General features: G+C 63.9%; 18 protein-coding genes. 11 read left to right on the top strand and 7 right to left on the bottom strand.

The window, feature by feature from the left end:
• Nucleotides 1-2: 2 nt before the first annotated feature.
• On the bottom strand, nucleotides 3-1,148 hold the full coding sequence (locus BJD99_RS11790) for an acyl-CoA dehydrogenase family protein (protein ID WP_084347031.1): 1,146 nt from the start codon (nucleotides 1,146-1,148) through the stop codon (nucleotides 3-5).
• Between the two features lie 94 nt (nucleotides 1,149-1,242).
• Between BJD99_RS11790 and BJD99_RS11785 the strand changes: the two genes are divergently transcribed.
• The 3 genes from BJD99_RS11785 (at nucleotide 1,243) to BJD99_RS11775 (ending at nucleotide 6,836) form a co-directional block, all read left to right on the top strand.
• Nucleotides 1,243-1,812, top strand: a complete 570-nt coding sequence (locus BJD99_RS11785; RefSeq protein ID WP_084347030.1) for a TetR/AcrR family transcriptional regulator — start codon at nucleotides 1,243-1,245, stop codon at nucleotides 1,810-1,812.
• Nucleotides 1,813-2,019: 207 nt separating this feature from the next.
• A complete protein-coding gene (locus tag BJD99_RS11780) occupies nucleotides 2,020-4,653 on the top strand; it encodes a YhgE/Pip domain-containing protein (RefSeq protein WP_084347029.1) in 2,634 nt (877 codons plus the stop codon).
• Nucleotides 4,650-6,836, top strand: a complete 2,187-nt coding sequence (locus tag BJD99_RS11775; protein WP_084347028.1) for a YhgE/Pip domain-containing protein — start codon at nucleotides 4,650-4,652, stop codon at nucleotides 6,834-6,836. Before BJD99_RS11780 ends, BJD99_RS11775 begins: the two co-directional genes overlap by 4 nt.
• Before the next feature lie 89 nt (nucleotides 6,837-6,925).
• Here BJD99_RS11775 and BJD99_RS11770 read toward each other — a convergent pair whose 3' ends face one another.
• On the bottom strand, nucleotides 6,926-7,471 hold the full coding sequence (locus tag BJD99_RS11770) for a hypothetical protein (RefSeq protein ID WP_143542133.1): 546 nt from the start codon (nucleotides 7,469-7,471) through the stop codon (nucleotides 6,926-6,928).
• A gap of 76 nt (nucleotides 7,472-7,547) precedes the next feature.
• Between BJD99_RS11770 and BJD99_RS11765 the strand changes: the two genes are divergently transcribed.
• The gene (locus BJD99_RS11765) at nucleotides 7,548-9,149 is read left to right on the top strand and encodes an NAD(P)/FAD-dependent oxidoreductase (RefSeq protein WP_084347026.1); all 1,602 of its coding nucleotides are present in this window, start codon (nucleotides 7,548-7,550) and stop codon (nucleotides 9,147-9,149) included.
• On the opposite strand, the gene BJD99_RS11760 is transcribed toward BJD99_RS11765, so the two are convergent.
• On the bottom strand, nucleotides 9,146-9,592 hold the full coding sequence (locus BJD99_RS11760; protein ID WP_256895627.1) for an STAS domain-containing protein: 447 nt from the start codon (nucleotides 9,590-9,592) through the stop codon (nucleotides 9,146-9,148). The two genes, BJD99_RS11765 and BJD99_RS11760, sit on opposite strands and share 4 nt — an antisense overlap.
• Before the next feature lie 192 nt (nucleotides 9,593-9,784).
• A complete protein-coding gene (locus tag BJD99_RS11755; RefSeq protein WP_084347025.1) occupies nucleotides 9,785-10,261 on the bottom strand; it encodes a MarR family winged helix-turn-helix transcriptional regulator in 477 nt (158 codons plus the stop codon).
• Between the two features lie 210 nt (nucleotides 10,262-10,471).
• On the opposite strand from BJD99_RS11755, the gene BJD99_RS11750 reads away from it, so the two are divergent.
• A complete protein-coding gene (locus BJD99_RS11750) occupies nucleotides 10,472-12,466 on the top strand; it encodes an MMPL family transporter (RefSeq protein WP_084347112.1) in 1,995 nt (664 codons plus the stop codon).
• 5 nt (nucleotides 12,467-12,471) lie between these two features.
• Entirely contained in the window at nucleotides 12,472-13,098 is a 627-nt protein-coding gene (locus tag BJD99_RS11745) for a lipocalin family protein (RefSeq protein WP_179142304.1), read from the top strand.
• A 64-nt stretch (nucleotides 13,099-13,162) separates the two neighbouring features.
• On the opposite strand, the gene BJD99_RS11740 is transcribed toward BJD99_RS11745, so the two are convergent.
• Nucleotides 13,163-13,663: a MarR family winged helix-turn-helix transcriptional regulator gene (locus BJD99_RS11740; RefSeq protein ID WP_084347111.1), complete on the bottom strand. Its 501-nt coding sequence runs from the start codon at nucleotides 13,661-13,663 to the stop codon at nucleotides 13,163-13,165.
• Nucleotides 13,664-13,736: 73 nt separating this feature from the next.
• Between BJD99_RS11740 and BJD99_RS11735 the strand changes: the two genes are divergently transcribed.
• From BJD99_RS11735 to BJD99_RS11720, 4 genes are all read left to right on the top strand, one after another.
• Nucleotides 13,737-15,137 carry an FUSC family protein gene (locus BJD99_RS11735; RefSeq protein ID WP_256895626.1) on the top strand — a complete coding sequence of 467 codons (1,401 nt, stop codon included), beginning with the start codon at nucleotides 13,737-13,739 and terminating at the stop codon, nucleotides 15,135-15,137.
• A gap of 33 nt (nucleotides 15,138-15,170) precedes the next feature.
• On the top strand, nucleotides 15,171-17,234 hold the full coding sequence (locus BJD99_RS11730; RefSeq protein WP_084347022.1) for a neutral/alkaline non-lysosomal ceramidase N-terminal domain-containing protein: 2,064 nt from the start codon (nucleotides 15,171-15,173) through the stop codon (nucleotides 17,232-17,234).
• Nucleotides 17,235-17,377: 143 nt separating this feature from the next.
• Nucleotides 17,378-17,872, top strand: a complete 495-nt coding sequence (locus BJD99_RS11725) for a DUF6764 family protein (protein ID WP_256895625.1) — start codon at nucleotides 17,378-17,380, stop codon at nucleotides 17,870-17,872.
• 141 nt (nucleotides 17,873-18,013) lie between these two features.
• Nucleotides 18,014-18,484, top strand: a complete 471-nt coding sequence (locus BJD99_RS11720; protein ID WP_084347020.1) for a MarR family winged helix-turn-helix transcriptional regulator — start codon at nucleotides 18,014-18,016, stop codon at nucleotides 18,482-18,484.
• Between the two features lie 233 nt (nucleotides 18,485-18,717).
• On the opposite strand, the gene BJD99_RS11715 is transcribed toward BJD99_RS11720, so the two are convergent.
• Complete coding sequence (locus BJD99_RS11715; protein WP_084347019.1) at nucleotides 18,718-19,725, bottom strand: hemolysin family protein; 1,008 nt, start codon at nucleotides 19,723-19,725, stop codon at nucleotides 18,718-18,720.
• On the bottom strand, nucleotides 19,722-21,134 hold the full coding sequence (locus tag BJD99_RS11710; RefSeq protein ID WP_084347018.1) for a hemolysin family protein: 1,413 nt from the start codon (nucleotides 21,132-21,134) through the stop codon (nucleotides 19,722-19,724). The genes BJD99_RS11715 and BJD99_RS11710 overlap by 4 nt, the downstream gene beginning before the upstream one ends.
• A 379-nt stretch (nucleotides 21,135-21,513) precedes the next feature.
• Between BJD99_RS11710 and BJD99_RS11705 the strand changes: the two genes are divergently transcribed.
• Nucleotides 21,514-22,584 carry an ABC transporter substrate-binding protein gene (locus BJD99_RS11705; RefSeq protein ID WP_084347017.1) on the top strand — a complete coding sequence of 357 codons (1,071 nt, stop codon included), beginning with the start codon at nucleotides 21,514-21,516 and terminating at the stop codon, nucleotides 22,582-22,584.
• Nucleotide 22,585: the final 1 nt, after the last annotated feature.

Raw genomic sequence — 22,585 nt, 5'->3', positions numbered from 1 at the left:
GGTTAACCCGCCGAACGTAGGCCCCGCGCGATGACGAGACGCTGAATCTGGTTGGTGCCCTCGAAGATCTGCGTGATCTTTGCATCCCGCATGTACCGCTCGACACGGAAGTCTCGGGTATATCCGTATCCGCCGAACACCTGGACGGCGTCGGTTGTCACCTTCATCGCGGCATCGGTGGCTATGAGCTTGGCGACGGATGCGCTTCGCGAGTAGTCGAGCCCGCTGTCGCGGCGTCGGGCGGCGTCGATATATGTAGCTCGGGCAGAGTCGACGGCGGCTGCCATGTCGGCCAGCAGGAATCCGAGGCCTTGATGGTCGACGATCTTCTTGCCGAACGTCGTGCGTTCGTTCGCGTAGGCCACCGCGTCGTCGAGGGCCGCTTGGGCGATTCCGACGGCGACCGCGGCAATACCGAGACGGCCGGAATCGAGTGCGCTGAAGGCGATCTGCAGGCCCTGCCCTTCGGTACCGATGCGGCGTTCGGCTGGAAGGTAGGCGCCGTCGTAGTGCGCCGATGTCGTCGGTACCGAGTGCAGTCCCATCTTCTCCTCGGGTTTGCCGAAGGTGAGCCCGTCGAGGTTCTTGGGCACCAGGAAGCAGGAGATGCCCTTCGATCCCTCACCAGTGCGTGCGAAGAGATTGTAGAAGTCGGCGATGCCGCCGTGGGTGATCCACGCTTTCGCTCCCGTGACGGAGTATCCGTCGCCGGATGGCACCGCCTTGCAGGTAAGGGCGGCGGCGTCGGATCCTGCCTGCGGCTCGGACAGGGAGTAGGCACCGATCTGCGAGCCACCGAGCATCTCCGGCAACCAGCGTTGCTTCTGCTCTTCGGTTCCGAATGCCAGTAGCGGCGAGCAGGCGAGGCTGTGCACGCTGACGGCTACGGCAACCGCGGCCCATCTCGACGCCAACTCTTCGAGGACCTGGAGGTAGACCTCGTACGGCTGCGCTCCGCCACCCCATTCCTCGGGGAACGGCAGGCTGAGCAACCCTGCCTCACCGAGCTGAGCGAACACGCCGTCCGGGTACGTCTCGGCTTTCTCGTGTGCGTCGACGATCGGGGCGAGCACTTTGTCCGCGACGTCACGGGTGAGCTGGATGAGATCTTTGGCTTCCTCGGTGGGCAGCAGGCGATCGACGGGCACTGGGCACTCCTCACGAAACCACGGACAGTACTGCAATCACGCTCACGGTACTGCATACAGTACTGCGGCGTCGAGTGCAGTACCATTTCGCGGTATGACCGCAGCTCACGCGACTGTCCGGCGCGCCCAGCTCTTCGACCAACTGGTCGCACTGTTCCTCGACGAAGGATTCGCGCACCTGACGCTCGAGGACATCGCGGCACGCCTGCGCTGCAGCAAGTCGACGCTGTACACATTGGCGGGGAGCAAGGACGAGCTCGTGCGGACCGCGACCATTCACTTCTTCCGTGGCGCAACCGACCGGGTCGAGGCATCCATCGCCACCGTCGACGGGACCGGCGCGCGACTGACCGAGTACCTGTCGGCGGTCGGCGTCGCACTGCAACCCGCGTCGGCGCAGTTCATGGACGATCTCGCAGCCTTCCCCCCCGCCCGCGAGGTCTACGAGCAGAACACCGCTATTGCTGCCGAACGCGTGCAGCAACTGATCGACGAAGGCACTTCGGCCGGGGACGTCCGCGGAGTCCACGCCGTCTTCGTTGCCGATGTAACTGCAACGACGATGGCTCGAATCCAGAGCCGCGAGGTGGCCGAGCGCACCGGGCTCGAAGACTCGCAGGCTTATGCCGAACTGGCCGCGCTGCTCACCACCGGCATCACCTGATCGAGCGCGCTTCGGCGGATTCTCGTTACCGGCCCCGCCAAAGTCGACAGTGACGCCCATCGTGCCTGCTCGCCCGGTGTAGGCGAACGAAATGTCGTCTCCACCGGTAAGGGTTACAGTTCGAGAGGATCGACCCGCCCAGACCGACTCCCCCGGCAGTCCGGCATCGCCGTTCGGCCCCGAGACGTGACCCGCAGGGAGATATAGATGCGCAACGTCTTTCGCGTGTTCTCGCGAGATGTCAGACGGCTCGCGCTCGTGCGCAAAGCGTGGATCGTCATCCTCGGCGTCATGATCACCCCATCGCTGTACGCCTGGGTCAATATCGCGGCGTTCTGGGATCCGTTCTCGGAAACTGCGAACGTCAGCGTCGCGGTCGTGAACCAGGACGAGGGTGGCACCTCGACCGCAACGGGTGATGTCGACGTCGGCAGTCAGCTGATCGACCAACTCGAAGTGAACGATCGACTCGGGTGGCAGTTCATGGACGAGAACGACGCGATGGAGGCGGTCCGGAGCGGATCGAGCTACGCCGCCATCATCATCCCACCGGATTTCACCCGTGATCTCCTCAGTATCACCTCCGGCGCCTTCACGCCCCCCACCCTCACGTACTACGTGAACGAGAAGGCGAACGCGGTCGCTCCGAAAATCACCGACGTCGGCGCAACCACCCTCGACACGCAGGTCAACAGCACTTTCGTCTCGGTCGTCGCCAAGGCGGTCGCCGAGGAGTTGACCGACACCGGCGACGATGTCGAACGCAGGCTGAAAGACGCCCAGAACAACACCGTCGACGTGCTCGATCGAGCGGTCGGCACGGTTGCGTCGGCGCGCGAGCGGATCGGAGATATCAAGGAGGGGCTGTCCAGCGCCCGGGGCGGTCTCGGTTCTGCGGGAGACACGCTCGGCACGGTCGACGCCACACTGGGCGAGGTACAGACCGCCGTCGGCCAGGCTCGAGAGATCGCAGACGAGGCGCAGCAGGAACTGGCCGACTTCACCGGCTCGTTGACGACCGCCTACGTCTCGGGCGCCACGCTCCTGGCCGACGCCGCGTCGACGCTGAACGGGTCGGTCGCGAGGGTGACGTCGGGGCTCGAGCGCGCAGGCGTCGCAGTCGGCTCCGGGCTGGACGATGCCGACGAGGTCGTCGCCAGAACCGGCGAAGCACTCGGTGAAGTCCAGGCGCTGCTGGCCGCGACGGTTCCGAATTCCGAGCTGTCCGCTCGGTTGAGCGAGGCTGTCACCGCGCTGCAGGACCGCATCCCCGACGACCAGAACATCCTCGCCCGCGTGCAGCAACTCAACTCCGTCGTGGCCGAGGCGACGACGGCGATCCGGAGCTCGGCGGACGCCATCGACACCGCCGCGCAGGCTGCGGGTTCCTCGGCGCGGTCCGTCCGCGACGTTCTGTTGCTGACAGGGCCGGAACTCAACGGCGCGATGTCGCGACTGTCGGCAAGCGCGGGGGCCCTGTCCTCGGCGATCGACTCACAGCGCGCACAGCTGGGGCAGGCGCAGAATCTGCTCACGAGTCTCGGCGTCCAACTCGATGCGACGTCGACGGCACTCGACTCGCTCGACGGCAATCTCGCCGGGGTGGAGGCCGGACTCGATCGTGTGCGGACGGATGTGGTCGCGCTCAGCACGGCGGACGCCTGGGACACGCTCCGCACACTGACAGGACTCGATGCCGAACAGATCGCGCAGTTCATGGCATCGCCCGTAGAGGTGGACGAACACCCGGTGTTCCCGGTCGCGGCCTACGGCTCTGCGATGGCACCCCTGTTCGCGAACCTCTCGCTCTGGATCGGCGCGTTCGTGCTCGTGGTCATCTTCAAGCTCGAAGTCGATGAAGAGTCGATCGACGGGCTGACGGTCAGGCAGGCCTATCTCGGGCGGTGGATGCTGCTCGCCGCGATGGGCGTCGTCCAAGCGTTGGTCCTCTCGATCGGCAACCTCGTCATCGGCGTGGAGACGGTCGGTGCTCTCGCGTTCGTGGCCACCAGCGTGCTCATCGGGTCGGCGTACCTGAGCATCATCTACGCGCTCTCGGTCGCCCTCGGATATGTGGGCAAGGGGCTGTGCATCCTGCTCGTCATCGTGCAGATCCCCGGCGCTGCGGGCCTGTATCCGATCGAACTGATGCCGGGGTTCTTCCGCGCCCTGTACCCCGCTCTCCCGTTCACCTACGGTATCGACGCCATGCGGGAGACGATCAGCGGCTTCTACGGTGACCACTACTGGAAGAACATGGCAGCTCTGGCGGGGTTCGTCGCCCTGTCGTTCCTCCTCGGGCTCGTCCTCCGTATCCGGCTCGGCAACTTCGCTTTACTGTTCAGCCGCAGGATCGCCACCACGCAGCTGTTCGTGACCGAGGACGTTCACATCACCGGGCGCCGCTACCAGCTGCCGCAGATCATCCATGCACTGTCGAACGGGGGACGATACCGGCGGGTCGTCAGGGCCAGGGCACGTCGCTTCAGGCAGAACTATCCAACTGTGCTGCGGGCCACCTTCGCCGTCACCCTCATGGTCATGCTGTCCCTCGGACTCCTCGCGTGGCTGATCCCCGGCGGTAAGGCCCCGCTCCTCGGCCTCTGGGTGCTGTTCTCTCTGCTCGTCATCGGCTTCCTCGTGACGCTCGAATACATCGAGCAGAGTATCGGCTTCGCCGAAGAACTGGGTGAGATGTCCGACACCGAACTGCGCCGCGTGCTCGTGCGTACCGGCACCGGGCACGATGCGACGTTCCCGAGTACATCGAAGATGGATGAGGAGAGGGAGACACCCGACGTGGATTCCGACGAGCGAGTCGAACGGGGTGAGCGCGAGTGAGGAACGCCTGGACGCTCGTTCGCCGCGACCTGCGTCGCAGCACCACCAACGTGATGGCGATCATCGTCCTGGCAGGGCTGGTCATGATCCCCTCGCTGTTCACGTGGTTCAACGTCATTGCCACCTGGGACCCGTTCGGCAACACCAAGAACCTCACGGTCGCGGTGGCCAACACCGACGAGGGGTACCAGAGTGCTCTCATCCCGCTACGGGTGAACATCGGCGAGCAGGCAATCTCCGCGCTGCGGGCGAACAACGATCTGAACTGGGTGATCACCTCACGGGACGACGCGATCGAAGGCACGAGGTCGGGCGAGTATTACGCCGCCCTCGTGCTACCGCCGGAGTTCAGCACCGACATGATGACGTTCTACGAGGACGGCGGTCAGCGGACCGCGATCGAGTACTACACCAACGAGAAGAAGAACGCGCTCGCCCCCAACATCACCGAACAGGGCGCGACCGAGGTGTCGACGAACATCAACGAGGCCTTCGCCGCCACGCTCGGTGAAGTAGGACTACGGATCATCTCCTCGCTCTCCGAGGAACTGAACGACCCCGACACCCAGGCCGCCTTGTCCCGCCTCGAGGCGGGAGTCGGTCAGATCGCGGCGCAGCTCCGGTCGGGCGCAGGCACCGCGGATATTTTCACCGCACTGATCTCATCGAGCGTCCCACTGGTGACAAGCGCCTCGGACCTGGCCGCGTCTTCGGGACGCGCGCTGCAGCAGGCCTCCGACGCCATCAGCGGCGGTGCAGATGCCGCACGTTCGCTGACGTCGACTTTGACCTCGGCGGCAGGTTCGCTCGGCGGCGCGCTGTCGGCGAGCGACGCGAGCTATCAAGCGGTGTCGGACCGCATCGACGACGTCTATGCATCACTCGATGACCAATCGAGCAGCAGCGCGGACACCGTCGAGGCGTTGGCAGCACGGGTACAGACGCAGGTCGATCAATATGTCCGCGCGCGTGACAGTGCCGTGGCCACGGTCGCGCCGCTGATCCCCGACATCGCCAGGGGCGCTTTCGACCTCGTAGTCTCACGGCTCGACAACGCCATCGCGCGCCAGCAGGCGCTGCGGGACGGCCTCGAGAACGCGGCGTTGCAACTGCGCAACAACAACGCCGACACGGGCGCCGCCCGCCAGGAGGCACTCGGCCTGGTGGCTGACGCGAGGGAGGCCATCGAGAGCGCCAAGAATGCCTACGACACCAGCCTGAGGCCGAAGCTGGAGGCCCTCGGCTCCACACTGTCCTCGATCGACGACGGCATAGCGACGGTCGGCAACGACCTGTCCACTGCTACGGCGACACTCTCCGGCGGTACGGACAAACTTCTCGATCGTCTCGCACAGGCACAGTCGACGACCTCGTCGGTCTCTGATTCCCTCACGGATGCGGCCGACCGCTTCGACGGACTGTCCATGGCGTTGGCGGAGGCCATCGACACGGGAGACCTCCGCGCACTCACCGACGCAATCGGCAACGACCCGGGGATGCTGGCCACCTCGTTGTCGAAACCCGTGCAGCTCGAGCGGGTGCCGGTGTTCGCCGTGGCCAGCTTCGGTAGTGCGATGACCCCGCTGTACTTGATGCTCGGATTGTGGGTCGGCGCGTTACTGGCGTCGGTGGCGATCCGCGTCGATGTGCCGGTGGGCGCGCTGCCGCAAGGAGAGTCGTTGACTCCCGATCAGACCTACATCGGGCGGTACGGGATCTTCGCACTCGTCGGGTTCGCGCAGAGCACACTCGTCAGCATCGGCTTGATCCTGTTCGTCCAGGTGGAGCCCGCACACCCGTGGCTGCTGATACTTGCCGCCTGGGTGAGCTCCCTCGTGTTCACGCTGATCACGTACACGTTCGTCGTAGCATTCGGCAATGCGGGCAAAGCGCTGTCGGTACTTCTACTCGTCTTCCAGATCGCCGGTTCCGGGGGCGCATACCCATTGCAGGTGCTCCCACAGTGGTTCCCGAACATCAGCCCGTTCCTACCGGGGACGCATGCCGTCGACGCGATCCGCTCAGCCATCGCAGGGGTCTACGACGGTGACTACTGGATGGCGTTGGGTTGGCTCGTACTGTTCATCGTGCCGATACTGCTGCTGGGGTTCGTGCTTCGGCGGCCGTTGATGGATTACAACAAGAACCTGTTGCGCGAACTCGAGTCGACCAAGCTCATGTGACGGCCTGGCGGCGAGCAAGATGCTTCGAAACATGGGTGCCTTCCACTGCTTTCATCGCACCCAGGTTTCATGGCGCCCACGCGCTTCGCTCATAGCTCTCGCGCAAGTAGCGCCTGTCGATCTCGTACTTCCTGCACGGCCGAGCGGATCAGATCGGAGTCGGATCCGTCTGCCCTCGAACCGATTTCGAGCTCGATGACGTCGTTCAGCACTCGCGCGGGCAAGCTCTGCACGAGCTGTGGACGCACGGGGAGTACGCCCACCACGAAAATTTGCTCGACCGTCTTCGTGTCGTACATCTCGGCGACGATCTCGGCGACGGTCTTCTCACCTGCGCGGCGTCGTGGCGGAGTGTCGGACTCGACCGTCACCGAACTCGTCGCGACGCCCCGGGCATCGAAAGTGTCGATATCGGCGCCTCGTTGATCCACCGATACGACAACGTAAGGTCCTGCATCGTCGAGCGGATCGGGTTCGGTGTCCACTCTCGGAACACCGACGAACCGGGCCTCGGTCGGCTCGGCCCCCGACTCCAGGTCCGACGCGTCCCGCGCAGCCTCGACAGGCGCCCCTGCGGATACCGCATCGTTCACCGAATCCGTCTGCATATGCTCGCGCTCACTGCTCGTCGACATCTGAAGGGGGTGCCCAGGTCTCCGAGCGCCAAACATCACGACCGTAGTGTCTGCACCGAGACGTACCGTAGGACTCATGACACTTCGCTCCGCGGACGCCGTGGTGATCGGCGCCGGACACAACGGACTCGTAGCCGCGGCTGCGCTGGCAGACGCAGGCTGGGACGTAGTGATTCTGGAGGCAGGCCCCGAAGCCGGTGGCGCTGTCCGCAGTGCCGAGCTCATACCAGGATTCAGCAGTGATCTCTTCAGTGCCTTCTATCCGTTGGGGGCCGCGTCGCCCGTGATGACCTCACTCGACCTCGAGCATCACGGCCTGCGGTGGTCGCGTTCGCCCACCGTCTACGGCCACGCACGCTCCTCGATGGACGAGTCCGCCCCCGTCGTCCACAACGACGTCGCCGATACCGCCGCAGCTCTGGCCGAATACGACCGTCGCGACGGTGATGCCTGGTTCGACCTGTTCGATCAGTGGACGAAGATCCGAAAACCGATGCTCGATGCCTTCTTCGGACCATTTCCGCCGGTGCGCGCCGCTGCGTCGTTGGCGAGAACCTTGGGTGCCGCGGACACACTGCGGTTCGGGCGGTTCATGGCTCTACCAGCACGCATCATGGCGCACGAACTCTTCCGGAGTGAGGCCGCCAGGTGCCTCTTGCTGGGCAATGCCATGCACGGTGACGCCCCTTCCGACGCGCCCGTCAGCGGTGCGATGGGGTATCTGCTGACGATGTTGGCCCAGGACGTCGGATATCCAGTGCCGACGGGTGGCGCGAGCAAGCTCGCCGGCGCGCTCGTGAGCCGTGCAGGCAAGGCGGAACTGCGTTGCGGCAGCCCGGTCGATCGCATCGATGTCGCGGGCGGACGTGTGTCAGCGGTTCATACGAAGGGTGGAGACACGGTGTTCGTCCGTCGGGCCGTGATCGCCGACGTCTCCGCACCGATGCTCTACGGTTCCTTGCTTCCGGCCGACGCGGTACCCCGGCGGGTGCACGAGGATCTCCGCAACTTCGAATGGGACACCCCGGTGGTGAAGGTCAACTACGCCCTCGACCGACCCATCCCGTGGCGCTCGGCAAGCCTCTCGGGTGCCGGGACCGTGCATCTGGGCGCCGACGACGACGGCCTGGTCCGATGGTTGGCCGATCTGACCACCGGGGTGCTCCCGGAACGTCCGTTCATGCTGTTCGGGCAGATGACCACGGCAGACGCCTCCAGATCGCCGGCGGGCACCGAGAGCGCCTGGGCGTACACGCATTTGCCGCGCGGAGTGAGCGACGACGCGTCGGCCGATACGGTCGCCGACCGGGTACGCGATGTGCTCGAAGAACACGCACCAGGGTTCAGTGGGTCGATCATCGCCGAGGTGGTCCAGCGTCCGTCCGATCTGATGGCCGAGAACGGCAATCTCTACGGCGGCGCGGTCAACGGCGGAACCGCACAGTTGCAGCAGCAGTTGATCTTTCGCCCGACACCCGGACTCGGACGTTCGGAAACCGTCGTCGAGGGACTGTTCCTCGGTAGCTCTTCTGCGCATCCTGGAGGAGGAGTTCACGGAGCAGCTGGGATGAACGCTGCGCGAGCGGCATTGGGTCAGCAGGGCCCGCTAGGCCGGATACGAAAAAAGGTGACCAGCTCCTTACTGGAGCTGGTCACCCGAGATCGAGAGGAACGTTAGCGCTTCGATGCTGCTTCGACGGCGTCGGCAACTCGATCGAAGACCTGCACGGCAGGTTGAAGAGACGCAGCCTCCAACAACCGATGTACCGGGTGTCCTTCTACGAGCGACCAGCTCGACCCTGCTTCTTCGGTCGCACTGTCGAGCGCACTGAAGACGGTAAGGCCGGCGATGCCGAAGAAGCCGACATCGGACAGGTCGAGTACGAGATGCCGGTGAGCGTCGATGCGGGTGGATGCGAACTCGGTCAGCATCGGTGCACTACGGATATCGATGTCGCCGTGCACGCTGACAACGAGCGCAGCCGAGCCGAACGGTACGGCTCGAAAGATTGCGGCGGTAGCAGCCACGGATACCGAGGTGTCTGCTGTGGCATGAGTATTCATTGCGGCCTGGTTGTGTGCGGTTGCGTCGTCTTCGACACCGCGTGGAGTAACAGTCATAGCCATCCCATCGTCTTTTCGATCGGGAGGGAAACGGTACGAGAGCGGTGACAGTCGAATGTGAACATCAGTTCCGCTAACGGCTGAGACAGCCAGGGCGTCTCCCCCGACAACGGCTGTTAGCTCAACCTCGATCAACCCTACGTTACTCGGGCCGTCCCGCATAGTGAAGGCGAATCGAACACCGAGATCTCAGGTGATTCGCGGAAGCAGTTCCTCGTGATGCGCACGCATCGAGCCGATCAAAGCGACGAAAACTCGATGAGCCGCAGCAAGATCCGAGTCGGGCACATCGGCAAGCGCGGAATTGGTACGCATACCGAGTGGACCGAAGAATTCACGTGCGACGGCCATGCCGTGGTCGGCATAGCGGAGAATCACTTTTCGACGGTCACGTTCGTCTTTTTCTCGTCGTATATGACCCGACTCGATCATCCGCTCGACCAAGTACGTCATGGCTGCGGACGACAACCCGAGCCGAGCGCCGAGTTCGCCCGTCGTCAGCGGCGTGCCTTCGACGTCGGCGACCATGATCAGGAGCAGTGCACGAAAATCGTTGTGTCGCAGTTCGTGTTGCGCTCCGAAGGCCCGCCCGATCTCCTCGGAGACAGCGGACAGCGCACGTACGTCGGAGGAGATTTTCGATTCCAACTCGCTTCGATCGGCCACTGCGGTCCTCTCTCTTCGAAGATGCGCTCAGACTATCCGCACGCCCGACGGCTGATCTTGCCGGTTGATTAATGTCTCAGTTAGTGAGATTGTTTGCCTGTGGACAGCTCACGCCGTGACGACGGCTTCTGGATCGGATTCGCCCGGATTGTCACCTCACGCCGGTCGTGGGCAGTCGCGCTTGCCGTCCTGGTGCTCTCGCTAGGGTTCATGGCCCTCGTCGGCGAGAACGACTCGGCCGGGAGCGCACCGTCCTCGGTGCCACCCGCAGCTGAGTCCGCCCAGGTCACCGAGTTGCTGACCCAATTCCCCGGCGCAGACACCGCACCGGCGATACTCGTTGTCAGTCGATCCGATGGCGAAGCGTTGTCCGAAGCCGACCTGGCGGCCGCACAACAAGCCCTCGATCGGACCGCGGCCGCCGCAGGCACCGACACCGGTTCGCCTCCGCTCGTGCCGGCACCCGACGGCAAGGCAACGCTCGGCCTGGTTCCGATAGACAGTTCGCTGTCCGGGTTCACACTCGACGACCTCGTCACCTCGCTTCGCACCGCTGCCGTCGACGGCCTTCCCGACGGCCTCGACGCGCAGGTGACCGGCGGGCCGGCATTCGGCGCCGACATTGCGAACTCGTTCTCCGGCGCCAACTTCACCCTTCTCGCGGTCACCGCACTCGTGGTCGCGATCCTTCTCATCGTGACGTACAGATCGCCTGTCCTGTGGCTGGTTCCGCTCCTCGTCATCGGCTTCGGCGATCGCGTCGCCACCTCCGTCGGAACAGCACTAGCCGAGGTGACCGGCCTGTCGTTCGACGGTTCCACCTCCGGAATCACCAGCGTTCTGGTCTTCGGAGCGGGTACGAATTACGCGTTGCTGTTGATTTCGAGATATCGGGAAGAGTTGCGCGCCGAGCCCGACCATCGACGCGCACTTGCCAGGGCCGTCCGTCACGCCGGGCCTGCAATTCTCGCCAGCAACGCCACCGTCGTGCTGGCATTGCTGACGCTTCTACTGGCAATCCTGCCCAGTACCCGCAGCCTGGGTGCACTCGCAGCCGCAGGCCTCGTCGTCGCAGCCGTGTTCGTCCTCCTCGTCCTCCCTCCCCTACTGGCACTGTTCGGACGGAAGTTGTTCTGGCCCTTCATCCCAGGCCCTGACGATCGCGACACCGCCACCTCCGGGGCGTGGTTCTCGATCGCGGCAGCAGTGTCACGACATCCTGCCCGCACGGCATCGATCACGATCGTTGCGCTCCTCGCCTGTGCCGGCGCGCTTTTCGGAACCGGAATCGGCCTGTCGCAGACCGAGCAGTTCCGGGTATCCGCCGAATCCGTCGAAGGCTTCGAAACACTCTCCGAGCACTTCCCCGCAGGTCTGGCAGATCCGACGACAGTGATCGGGAAGACCGATTCGGCTGCCGAGATCGAGTCCGTACTGGCAGCAAACGACGCCGTCACCTCGTTCACCCGTGGCGCCGACTCCGGTACCGGCCTGACTCGATGGTCCGTCGTATCCGACTCGCCGCCCGCATCCGAGGAAGCATTCGCCGTCATCGAGGACCTACGCGGTTCGCTGAAGGACCTTCCCGATGCCGAGGCGCTCGTCGGCGGCAGTGACGCCCAAGCCCTCGACACCAGTGACGCCGCCGCCAGGGACCGGCTCGTCGTCGTGCCCGCCATCCTGATCGTCGTTCTCGCCGTGCTGCTCGTGCTGCTTCGTGCCGTCGTCGCGCCGCTGGTACTCGTCGGCACTACGGTTCTCAGCGCGCTCGCGGCCCTGGGCATCGGTAGCTGGGTGAGCCTGCACATCTTCGGGTTCCCGGCTCTCGACGACAACGTTCCGCTGTTCGCCTTCCTGTTCCTGGTCGCCCTCGGCGTCGATTACACGATCTTCCTCGTCACGCGTACCAGGGAGGAGACGCCCGGCCACGGCACTCGGGCGGCCATCGTGCGCGCGGTGGGAGCAACGGGTGGTGTCATCACGAGTGCAGGCATCGTGCTGGCCGCAGTGTTCTGCGTGCTCGGCGTCCTTCCGCTCATCACACTGACTCAGCTCGGCATCATCGTCGGCCTCGGCATTCTGCTGGACACCTTCGTGGTGCGCACGTTGGTCATTCCAGCCCTGTTCACCCTCATCGGCCCGGGGATATGGTGGCCGAACACATTCGATTCCAGCAGTATCGAACTGGTGGGACAAAAGGAGTGAAATCCATGAAGGTACATTCGATGCTCACACGCGCACTCGTTGCCGGTGCGTGCGCCACGGGGATGCTGCTCGCCGGCGGAATCGCGCAGGCAGCACCTGCCCCGTCGGGTTCGGCTGGATTCGAACCCCTCGCCCCCATCCCATCCCTCGATGTCGCTGAATACCAGGGCACCTGGAATCAAATTGCCGCCGTACCGCAGCCGTTCAACCTCGAATGCGCGCGCGACACACAAGCCAAGTACACGCTGATCGATCCGGCGAACGTGCGCGTGGAGAACACGTGTACCACCTGGAACGGGGAGCAGAACTACATTCTCGGCAACGCCCGCGTCAACGACACGGTGACGAATGCCCAGCTGCACGTGAGCTTTCCGGGCGTACCGACCCAGGAGAACCCCGAAGGGCCGACCAACTACATCGTCGCCTACATCGCGGACGACTACTCCTGGGCATTCGTCGGAGATCCGTTCCGGACTTCGGGTTTCGTCCTCTCCCGCTCATCCGAAGCGAGCCCGGAGAAGTTCCGTGAAATCCGTGCCGTCGCCGAATCGCTCGGCTACAACTCGTGCCTGATACTCACCTCGCCGACACCGGGCGGAGCGGCGGGCATACAGCCCCTCTGCACCGTCTAGGAATTCGCATGTGAGTGGAATCAGCTCTCGGCGAGGGCTTTCCACTCACATGCGAAGAGTCGCGCTACTCGACCTCGAGCGCGACCTTTCGTAGTAGGTGTGCCAATGCCTCGGTTTCATCCTGACTCAGCCCGACGAGCAGTTCGCGATCACGTGCGAGTCGCAGCGGAAAGACGGTGTCGACCAATTCGATTCCGGTAGCGGTGAGTTGCAACAGCACAACTCGCGCGTCGCGGTCCAGGCGGAGTCGCTCGACCAACCCTTCCTTCACCAGACGTTCCGAGATCTTGGTGGTGGATGCCCCACTGAGCATCGTCACCGAGGTCACTTCGCTCGCTCGTAGTGGTCTTCCGGCTCGGCGCAGCGCGCTCAAAACGTCGAACTCGGCCCGCGACACTCCGCTCGGCGCGAGGGTGGAATCGAGTAGGTGGTTGGCCTGGGCAGCGATCCTGCCGATTCGCGCGAGAACTTCGATCGGCGAAGTGTCGGTGTCCGGAAAAAGGGCGACCCACTCGCGGCGGACCTGATCGACGAAGTCTCCGCCAGATTTCTGCACCGAGGTCATGACATCCACCTTACGGCCCTGGTCACGGGCGGCAGTATTTACTTCACTAGTAAAATACTTATAAAGTATCGGGGTGCCTGTTTCCATTACCCGAATCGCCCGCACCCGTTCTGCGCTCGCCCACGCCGCTTCGCGAGCGGCCTGGCGCCAGGCGATGACGCTCGGGCAGGCCGATGCGACTATCGCGCCGGCCCTGCGGGTCGGCGCAGCCATCGCCGTCGTTCTCATCGGTGGAGGCATTCTCGGCAGGCCCGAACTCGCCGGCTTCGCTGCGCTGGGTGCCCTGTGCAGCGCCTTCGCGCGACACGAGCCGTACCCACGGCGCGCAGGAAAGTTGGCGCTGGTCGGTGGCTCGATAGTTCTCTGGGCGACAGTGGGCGCCGCGCTCGGCACGATGACGGACTCCTCTGCCCTCGAGATAGTCGCAATCTCCCTGACGGCCGGCATCGCGGCACTTGTCCTGTCGGCCTTCTCGATAACCGGACCGGGCCCGGTCATCCTCGTGTTCGCGTCGACCGCTGCCGTCGGGTTCGCGGATGCCGCCGGGGACGTGGCCGAAGTGTTCGTTTCGGTGTCCATCGGCGCTGCCATCGGATGGGTGGCAGCAATGCTCCCGGCCTTGCTGCATCCGGTCGGGCCCGCGCAACTCGCGGTCGCCCGCGCTCTCGCGGCCACCGACTCGAGGCAAGACGGCACCGCCCGAGCAGCGCTCGAACGCGCTCGCCTGATCGTTGCACTCAACGCACGGCAGGGGCCGCGTGCACACAGCCTCGGGCTGACCACTCTCCTCGACGACGCCGAGAACCTGCTCGATGCCTGGGCACGTGGCGAAGATCCCTCTCATGCAGCCGAACTCCTCGCTCACGAGCGCGCACTGCGAAAGATGCGCAGGTACGACACGTTGCCGATGCGCGCTGCCGAGCTCGCCGCTACGCCTGAGAACTTCTTTGCCGTCGGCGTGCGCTCGTTGACATCACGCGCCCTGGTGGTCAACGCGGCCCGCATCGTTCTCGCCTCGTTGCTGGCAGCATGGTGCGCAACTGCTTTCGGCTTCGAGCATCCGTTGTGGGCGACCATGGGCGCAATGGCCGCCATGCAGGGCATCACTTTTCACACGACGGTCGAGCGCGGTATTCAGCGGTTACTCGGCAATGTCGGCGGCGCGGTGATCGCCGCCGCCTTGATTGCAGGTGCGCTCGGATACTGGCCGACAACGGTGACCATCATCGCTCTGCAGATCGTTGCCGAACTCCTCGTCATGAGGAACTACGCCCTCACCACGATCGCCATCACCCCGATGGCGTTGCTCCTGACCGGGATAGCCGGACAGCTGTCCCCCGCCGTCGCGATCAGTCGCATCGGCGACACCCTCATCGGTGTCCTGATCGGGATCCTCGTCGCGGCCCTCACCATCGGAAGCGGAGACAAGTCAGCACGACAACTCACTCGCCCAGAGCGACGCTCCATCCGCTGAGACGGTGTTACCGTGCAGTTCGAATCGACGAGCATGGGGGCAATCGTAGTGAATTCAGGACTCGGTAGACGATCGTTTCTCGCTGCCACCGGGGTCGCGGCCCTCGGTGCTGCGACCTTCGGTAGTGCGACCCTCGGGACTGCGGGGCGGGCGTGGGCGGCACCGGGGGGTCTCGAGGTCGGCCGAGGCATCGGTGACATGACGGGTGAACCGCTCGGTGCCGGAATGAACGGGTACGCAGTGCTGGAGCAGTCATCGGCAGGCCTACACCTGCGGCAGCGTGCGCGGGCGTTCGTGTTCGTCGACGCTGCCTCCGCGCAGCGACTCGTGCATGTGACGTGCGAGGTCGGCCTCATGTTCGAAAGCATCCTCGAAGAAGTGCTCCGGCGGCTTTCCGCTCGATTCGGCGATCTCTACCACCGAGGGAACGTCTTGCTCTCGGCTACGCACACTCATGCCGCCCCCGGGGGAACCGACGGCCACCTCTTGGTGGACATCACCACGCTGGGCTTCCGGCCGATCACCTTCGAGTCCAACGTCGCGGGCATCGTGGACGCGATCGCGCGAGCGCACGAAGACGTGCAACCCGGCCAGGTCTCGATCACCACCGGGTCCTTGACCGATGCCGGAGTCAATCGCTCTCCCAAGGCGTTCGACCGAGATCCGATCTCCGACACCTCTCGATTCCCGGGCAAGATCGATCCGCGATCGGTCAACCTTCAGGTGATGCGGGACGGCGAACTGGCGGGCGTCATCAACTGGTTCGCTACCCACGGCACGTCGATGAAGGCCACGAACACATTGGTCAGCACCGACAACAAGGGATACGCGGCCTGGCACTGGGAGCGTGAGGTCGAGAAGGTCGACTACCGCAACCCCACCTTCGTCGCTGCCTTCTGCCAAAGCACCCCCGGCGACATCACACCCAACCTGGACAGACAGCCCGGCACCGGTCCGACAACGGATGAGTTCGAGAACACCCGCATCATCGGCCTGCGCCAATTCGATACTGCGCGTGCGCAAACCGAGTCCTCTGCGAGCGCCGTCGGCAACGGCATCGATGTCCGGTGGATGTATGCAGACTTCTCAGGTTTCACCGTCCGGCCGGAGTTCACCGGCGATGGCCGCACCCACACCACCAGCCCCGCAGCGCTCGGTGCCGCCTTCGCGGCGTCGAGCCAGGAAGATGGCGGCGGACTACCGGAGCTCGGCCTTCAAGAGGGCGAACGCGGCGGCAATCCCGCACTGGCAGCTCTCAGTGCGGTGGTGATGCCGCAGTGGCTACGCGATGCTCATGCTCCGAAGGACATCCTTCTCCCAGTCGGATTGATACCGGGAATCGTGCAGCAGCAGCTTCCTTTTCATCTCGCGCGGCTGGGCGGGTTCTTCCTGTTCTCGTGCCCGTTCGAGCCGACCATCGTCGCAGGCTCACGCTTGCGGACAGCCCTGGCCGACACACTCAACATCGACTCCGGGCAGATCGTCGTGCAGGGATACACCAACGGCTACGGCCACTATCTGACCACGCCCGAGGAATACGACCAGCAGGATTACGAAGGCGGCGCGACACCGTTCGGTCGTTGGCAATTGCCGGCAACCGTCCAAATCGCCGTCGACCTCGCAGCCGCCATGCGCGATGGGCGGGCCGTCGACAACGGCACTTCGCAGCCGGACCTGACCGGCGCGATACCGAACTCTCCCAGCGGAATCGCGTTCGTCGACCTTCCGGCCCCTGGCAGGGCATTCGGTGACGTCCTGAGTCAGCCGGCCCCGCAGTACGACGTCGGCGCACATGTCGCAGTGCGGTTTTGCGGTGCGAACCCCAACTCGAACTTGCGACGCGACGACACCTACTTGGCCGTGGAGCGAGCCGACGGCGCGAACTGGGTTCGAGAGTACGACGACAGCGACTGGTACACCACCATCGTTTTCGACAACTCCGGGCCGATCACCGAGACCACGATCGCGTGGGATGTTCCGGCTTCGCAGCAGACCGGGCGCTACCGCATCGTGTATTTCGGTGATTCCCGCTCGATCGATGGCCGGCTCAGACCGTTCACGGGGACCTCTGCAGACTTCGAGATCCTGCCGTCGTGACCTTTTCGTGACCATTGCGTGACCGATACGTAATGGTCGCTTGGGTTGGCTGTGTCCCAGAGAGAGGACCGTAGAGGGAGGTGCTGCGAGGACACCAGTTCCACGCAGCCCGCCTTTACCAACGACCTATCGGGAGGCTCGACATGTCCACAGCCAGCATGACAGCAGTGAAGAGAAGTCTGGGCGGCGTAGCAGCCATCGGCACAGCACTGGCGTTCGCCGCACTCGTTCCCGCGACGGCGTCCGCCGCACCGGTCGGATGTACGACCGCACCGGGTGGCAATGCTGAAGCGTCGCTGGTCGGAAACTCCCAGTGCGACAGTCAGGCCGACGCCACCAGCGCGGCAGCCGGATACGGTTTCGAGGGCTGGGGATCTGCCACCGCCATGGCGAACGCAGCAGCACTCGCTCTCGGATTCAACGGCGGCACCGCGGTGGCGGACGGCGCGGCAGGCGGAGGACCGGCCGCGATCGCATTCGGACCGGGCAGCGTCGCGGACAACTCGGCCGCCGGGCTGGGGCTGTCCATCGCGATTGCCGGCCCGGGTGCCACCATCACACTGACCCCCACCGGGGCCGTATGCCAGGGACCCGGCATCGCCGGGAGCTTCACCACCCTGCAGGGCTGCATCGGCTGACCTGATCTCAGCACAGGTTTCACGATGAACGCTACGTTCTCGCGCTCGGCACCCGAGCGCGAGAACGTAGTTGTATTCACGCAGGTCCAGCGGCGATTAAGCTACCGACATGCGTACCGATTGCGTGCAGCAGGCGGATAGATGAGCACCTCGGAGTTCAGCGAGGCGATGCTCGCTTTGACGAGAAGGTTGCGCAAGCAGCGGCCGGTGCATTACCTGACGCCGAGTCAGATGCAGATTCTCGGCGACGTCGAGCGAAGCGGCGGATCGAGCGCCCCCGTCGACCTCGCTGCGATGCAGGGCGTGCGTATCCAGTCGCTGACGAGTAATCTCAACGCCCTCGAAGCCGAGGGTTTGGTGACCCGCACCCCGGACACCACCGATCGGCGAAGATTGTTGATCGTCATGACCGCCGCAGGAACGACCCTCGTCGCAGCGGACCGTGCCCAGCGCGACAAGTGGCTCGCCGACGCGATGGACGGGGAGCTCACTCAGCTCGAACGCGACGTCCTTCATCTATCGGCTCCCATCCTCTGGAAACTCGCCCGACGGGCGGATTCCACCGGGGTGATTGACCTTCCGGCGAGGCTCGTGAACCATGTAGAGCGTTAACCCCTGAAGTGGCGCCTGTGCCGCGAACAACGAGGAGCTCGAGCGAGATGATGTCCTACCTTCTGTATGACCTGTTACTCCCCCAGGTCGGCCACGACGTTGCAACCTATTGGGCAACGCTGCTGGTCATCAATCCAATCTGACACGCTCGAGAAACAACCACTCGGCCCTCGCGGGAGATATTCCAGCGAGGGCCGAGTTCTTTTGTGTTCTCATGCCTTCGGGAGTCGTCTTCAGACGGGCGAAGTAGCAGTCGGCAACAGCCGAGAGAGGACATCGGAGAGCGTCACCACCCCTAGTGTCTGCCCTCCTTCGACGACGAGCGCAAGATGATTGCTCGTTTCGCGCATCGAAGCCAGTGCGACGTACACCGGAGTGTCGACCTGCAAGGTGAGTACCGGGCGAGTGATTTCGGAGAGGGTGACATCGCCGTTGAGAGTGTCGCGAACATGAACCACTCCGCTGACGATCTCACTGTCGCGCACGAGAATGCGGAGGTGTCCCGACTCGATCGACGCTGCTCGGACGTCCGCGATCGTCGCTGCCGAGGACACCGACACGGGCAGACCCGGCGACATCAGAAGGTCACGAACCACCAGCTTCTGCAGATCCAGCGCGCCGGAAATCTGCGCCGAGTAACTGCTGTCCAGCGCTCCGACGTTGACGGAGTGTTCCACCAACTGGCGCAGGTCCTCGGCGTTCTGTCCCGAGGCGAGCTGTCCCGATGGTTCGACGCCGACCTTGCGCAGGCACCAGTTCGCCATACCGTTGAGAGCGAGAAGCATCGGGCGAGTCAGCCACATGAATCCTCGCATCGGAATTGCCAGCAACGTCGCGGACCGTTCCGGATGCGCGATGGCCCACGACTTCGGGGCCATTTCGCCGACCACCAGATGAAGAAAGGTGACGATGATGAGCGCAAGCACGAAACCGGCCACGTCCGACACCCAGTACGCGATTCCCCAGGACTCGAAAGCTGGTGTGAGCCAATGGTGAACGGCTGGTTTGGTGGTGGCGCCGAGTGCCAACGTGCACAGGGTGATGCCGAGCTGTGAACCTGCCAGCAGCACCGTCAGTTCACTCGAACTACGCAGGGCCGCACGTGCCGACCTGCTGGTGCTCGCCGCATCCTCGAGCCGGTGGCGTTTTGCCGCAAGCAGCGCGAACTCGACGGCGACGAAGAAGGCACTTGCAGCGATCAGACCGACAGTGACCGCCAGTACGATCCACGGATCACTCATCGGTGGGAATCCTTTTCTCTGTCATCGAAGCAGTCGGCATCGCCGCTACGCGAATCACGTTGTCTCAGCTGAAGGCTGACCACCGATGGGACGTAGTTGTCGATCTTGCGCACCTCGAGCACCACGTATCGCTCGGGCACTTCGTCGTCGTCGTTCACCAGGTCGGCCGAATCGGCTGGCAACTCGACCTCCACTATGGTTCCGACGCTGGGCAAAGCTCCATGATGGGAGATGATCAAACCGGCGATGGTCTCGTAGTCACCGCCGGGCAGATCGTGATCGATGGAGCGTTCGACCTCGTCGATGTGAACCTCACCGCTCATCGTCCAAGTACCGTCCTCGGCTGCAATCGGAGTCGGATCGACCTCATCACTGTCGTGCTCGTCGGTGATCTCCCCGACGAGCTCCTCGGCCAGGTCCTCGATGGTGATGACACCGGTCAAACCGCCGTATTCATCGATCACACAGGCGAGCTCGTTGTTCGAAGACTGTAATTCGAGCACAGCGTCGGGAAGTGACTGTGTCTCCGGCAGAATCAAGGCCGGGCGAACGAACTCGCGGACTTCGGCGTCCGGCCGATCGACGGCGATCAGAATGTCCTGCAGATGCACCACACCCACGATGCCGTCGTCCTCGTCCAGCACTGGATAGCGAGAATGTTCGTGACCCATCGATGCCGTGACACTTGCCAGCGAATCGTGGGCACGCACGGTCGCAGCACGCGATCGCGGAATCATCGCATGCTCGACGGTTCGCGTCGGGAAGTCGAGGATGCGATCGAGGAGATCTGACAGTTCGTCGGGCAGATCACCGGAACCTCGCGACTCGGCAACGATATGTTCGAGGTCACGAAGCGTCGCAGAGTGTTCGACGTCGTGCACCGGCTCGATCTTCAGCGCTTTCAGCAGCAGATTCGATGCCTGGTCGAAGATGGTGATCAGCCATCCGAAAAGCTTGAGATACATCGTTGTCGACAAGGACAGCCAGCGTGCGACCGGCTCGGGCCGGGCGATCGCGAAGTTCTTGGGAAACAGCTCGCCGAACAACATCTGGACGAACGTCGAGAAGAGCAGCGCTACTACGGCACCGATACCTATTCCGACCGCGGTCGGAATACCGACCCCTCCGAGCATTGCGCCCAGGGATTGTCCGATGAGCGGCTCTGCCACGTAACCGACGAGAAGTCCGGTCACCGTGATCCCGAGTTGCGCGCCGGAAAGCATGAACGACGTGCGTTTGGTGACCTCGAGCGTGCGCCGCGCGCCCGTGTCGCCGGCCTCGGCGCGAGCTTTGAGTCGAGAGCGGTCGACCGTCATGTAAGCGAATTCCTGCGCCACGAAATAGCCGGTGACGACCGTGATGAGGAAGACGACGAGGATACCGAGCAGGAGGGTGAGCACTTCGCTCATTCGCCGGACACCGCCTCGCACATTGTCGACATCGTGCGTGGAGCCGCGTCCGGCCCGGGTCTATCGCTGTCCATGAATCCTCTGCTTGTGGGCGGGGTGGTTTATCCGATCGTACCTGGCCCATTCGAATGCCAGATCGGGAACGAGCTCCAGACTTTCGATCACCGCGATTTCATAGCTTCCTGCGCCTGCGCCCTCCCCCTACTCTCGATTCGGTGAAGACGCTCAGGTACGGACGCAGCGCAGTGTGCGCCGCCGGATGCTCCGCTAGGGCCGAGTGTTGTCTCGGGTCGATTCCCGTCATCCACTCTCGCTGATTCTCGTTCGGCGCCTATCGCCAGTTGTCCGGCCATGTCCGGAAAACCAGTAAGGACTTCTCATGTCTCTCCATACCCATTCTTCGGCAACGCTCGACAGACGATTGTTCATTCGTGGGCTGATCGGTGGTGCCGCCGCACTCGGACTCGCGGGTTGCACTGGAACTGCCCGCCCTGCAACAGTTCTCACGAGCGAAAGCACCATCCCCACCGATTTCGCGCCCGATACCGCGTTGAAGATCTCGTCCCCGCTGGGTTCGGTGGCCCTGGCGTTGGGCTTGTCTTCGCTGAAAGACGAACTGCGCTTCCAGGTTCCGGAGTGGCCCAACATCACTGCAGGACCCGACGTCATCAATGCCTTCCGCTCCAAGTCCCTCGATGTCGCAACCAATGCCGGACTACCTCCGATCCAAGCCGAGTATCAGGGACTCGATGCGAAAATCGTGGCCGTGCAGTTGACGCGAACTCCCAACTACGCCTTTGCAACCAAGCCGGGGTCCGACATCGAGACCGTGAAGGACTTCGCCGGAAAGACGCTAGCGTTCTCACAGGGACAAGCCCAAGGCGCAGTCCTGCTGCGTGCTTTGGAAGAAGCCGGGATCGCCCAGTCGGATGTGACGCTGACAAATCTGACCAGCAATCAGTTTCTCACCGCATTGCAGTCCGGACAGGTCGACGTGGCAGTGCTGGGCAACTCCCAGGTGCCCAAGTATCTGGAGCAGTACCGAGCCGACGGCGCCAGGGTCATCACAACGGACGTGGTCGATCTGCTCAGCATCCTGTGGGCACCGACCACCGTGCTCGAAGACGGCGACAAGGCGGCGGCACTCACGTCCTACATCCCCATCTGGGCGCGCGCGAACATCTGGATCTGGGAGAACCCGGAGATCTGGGCTCAGAAGTTCTACGTCGAAACTCAGAATCTGGGGCCGGCCGACGCTCGAGCAGTGGTCGCGCTGGCCAACCGGCCCATCTACCCGCCCACCTGGGACGAGGCCATCGAATGGCAGCAGAAGAACATCGAACTGCTCTCCGCTGCGGGCTTCGTCGATTCGTTCGACGCCGAGACACTGTTCGACCGGCGATTCGAGAACATCCTCGCCGACGCGATCGACACCGAGTACCGGAGCTGAT

Source organism: Rhodococcus sp. 1163, assembly GCF_002091985.1.
Classification (GTDB): Bacteria; Actinomycetota; Actinomycetes; order Mycobacteriales; family Mycobacteriaceae; genus Rhodococcoides.
This window is presented reverse-complemented; position numbering and strand designations above follow the sequence as displayed.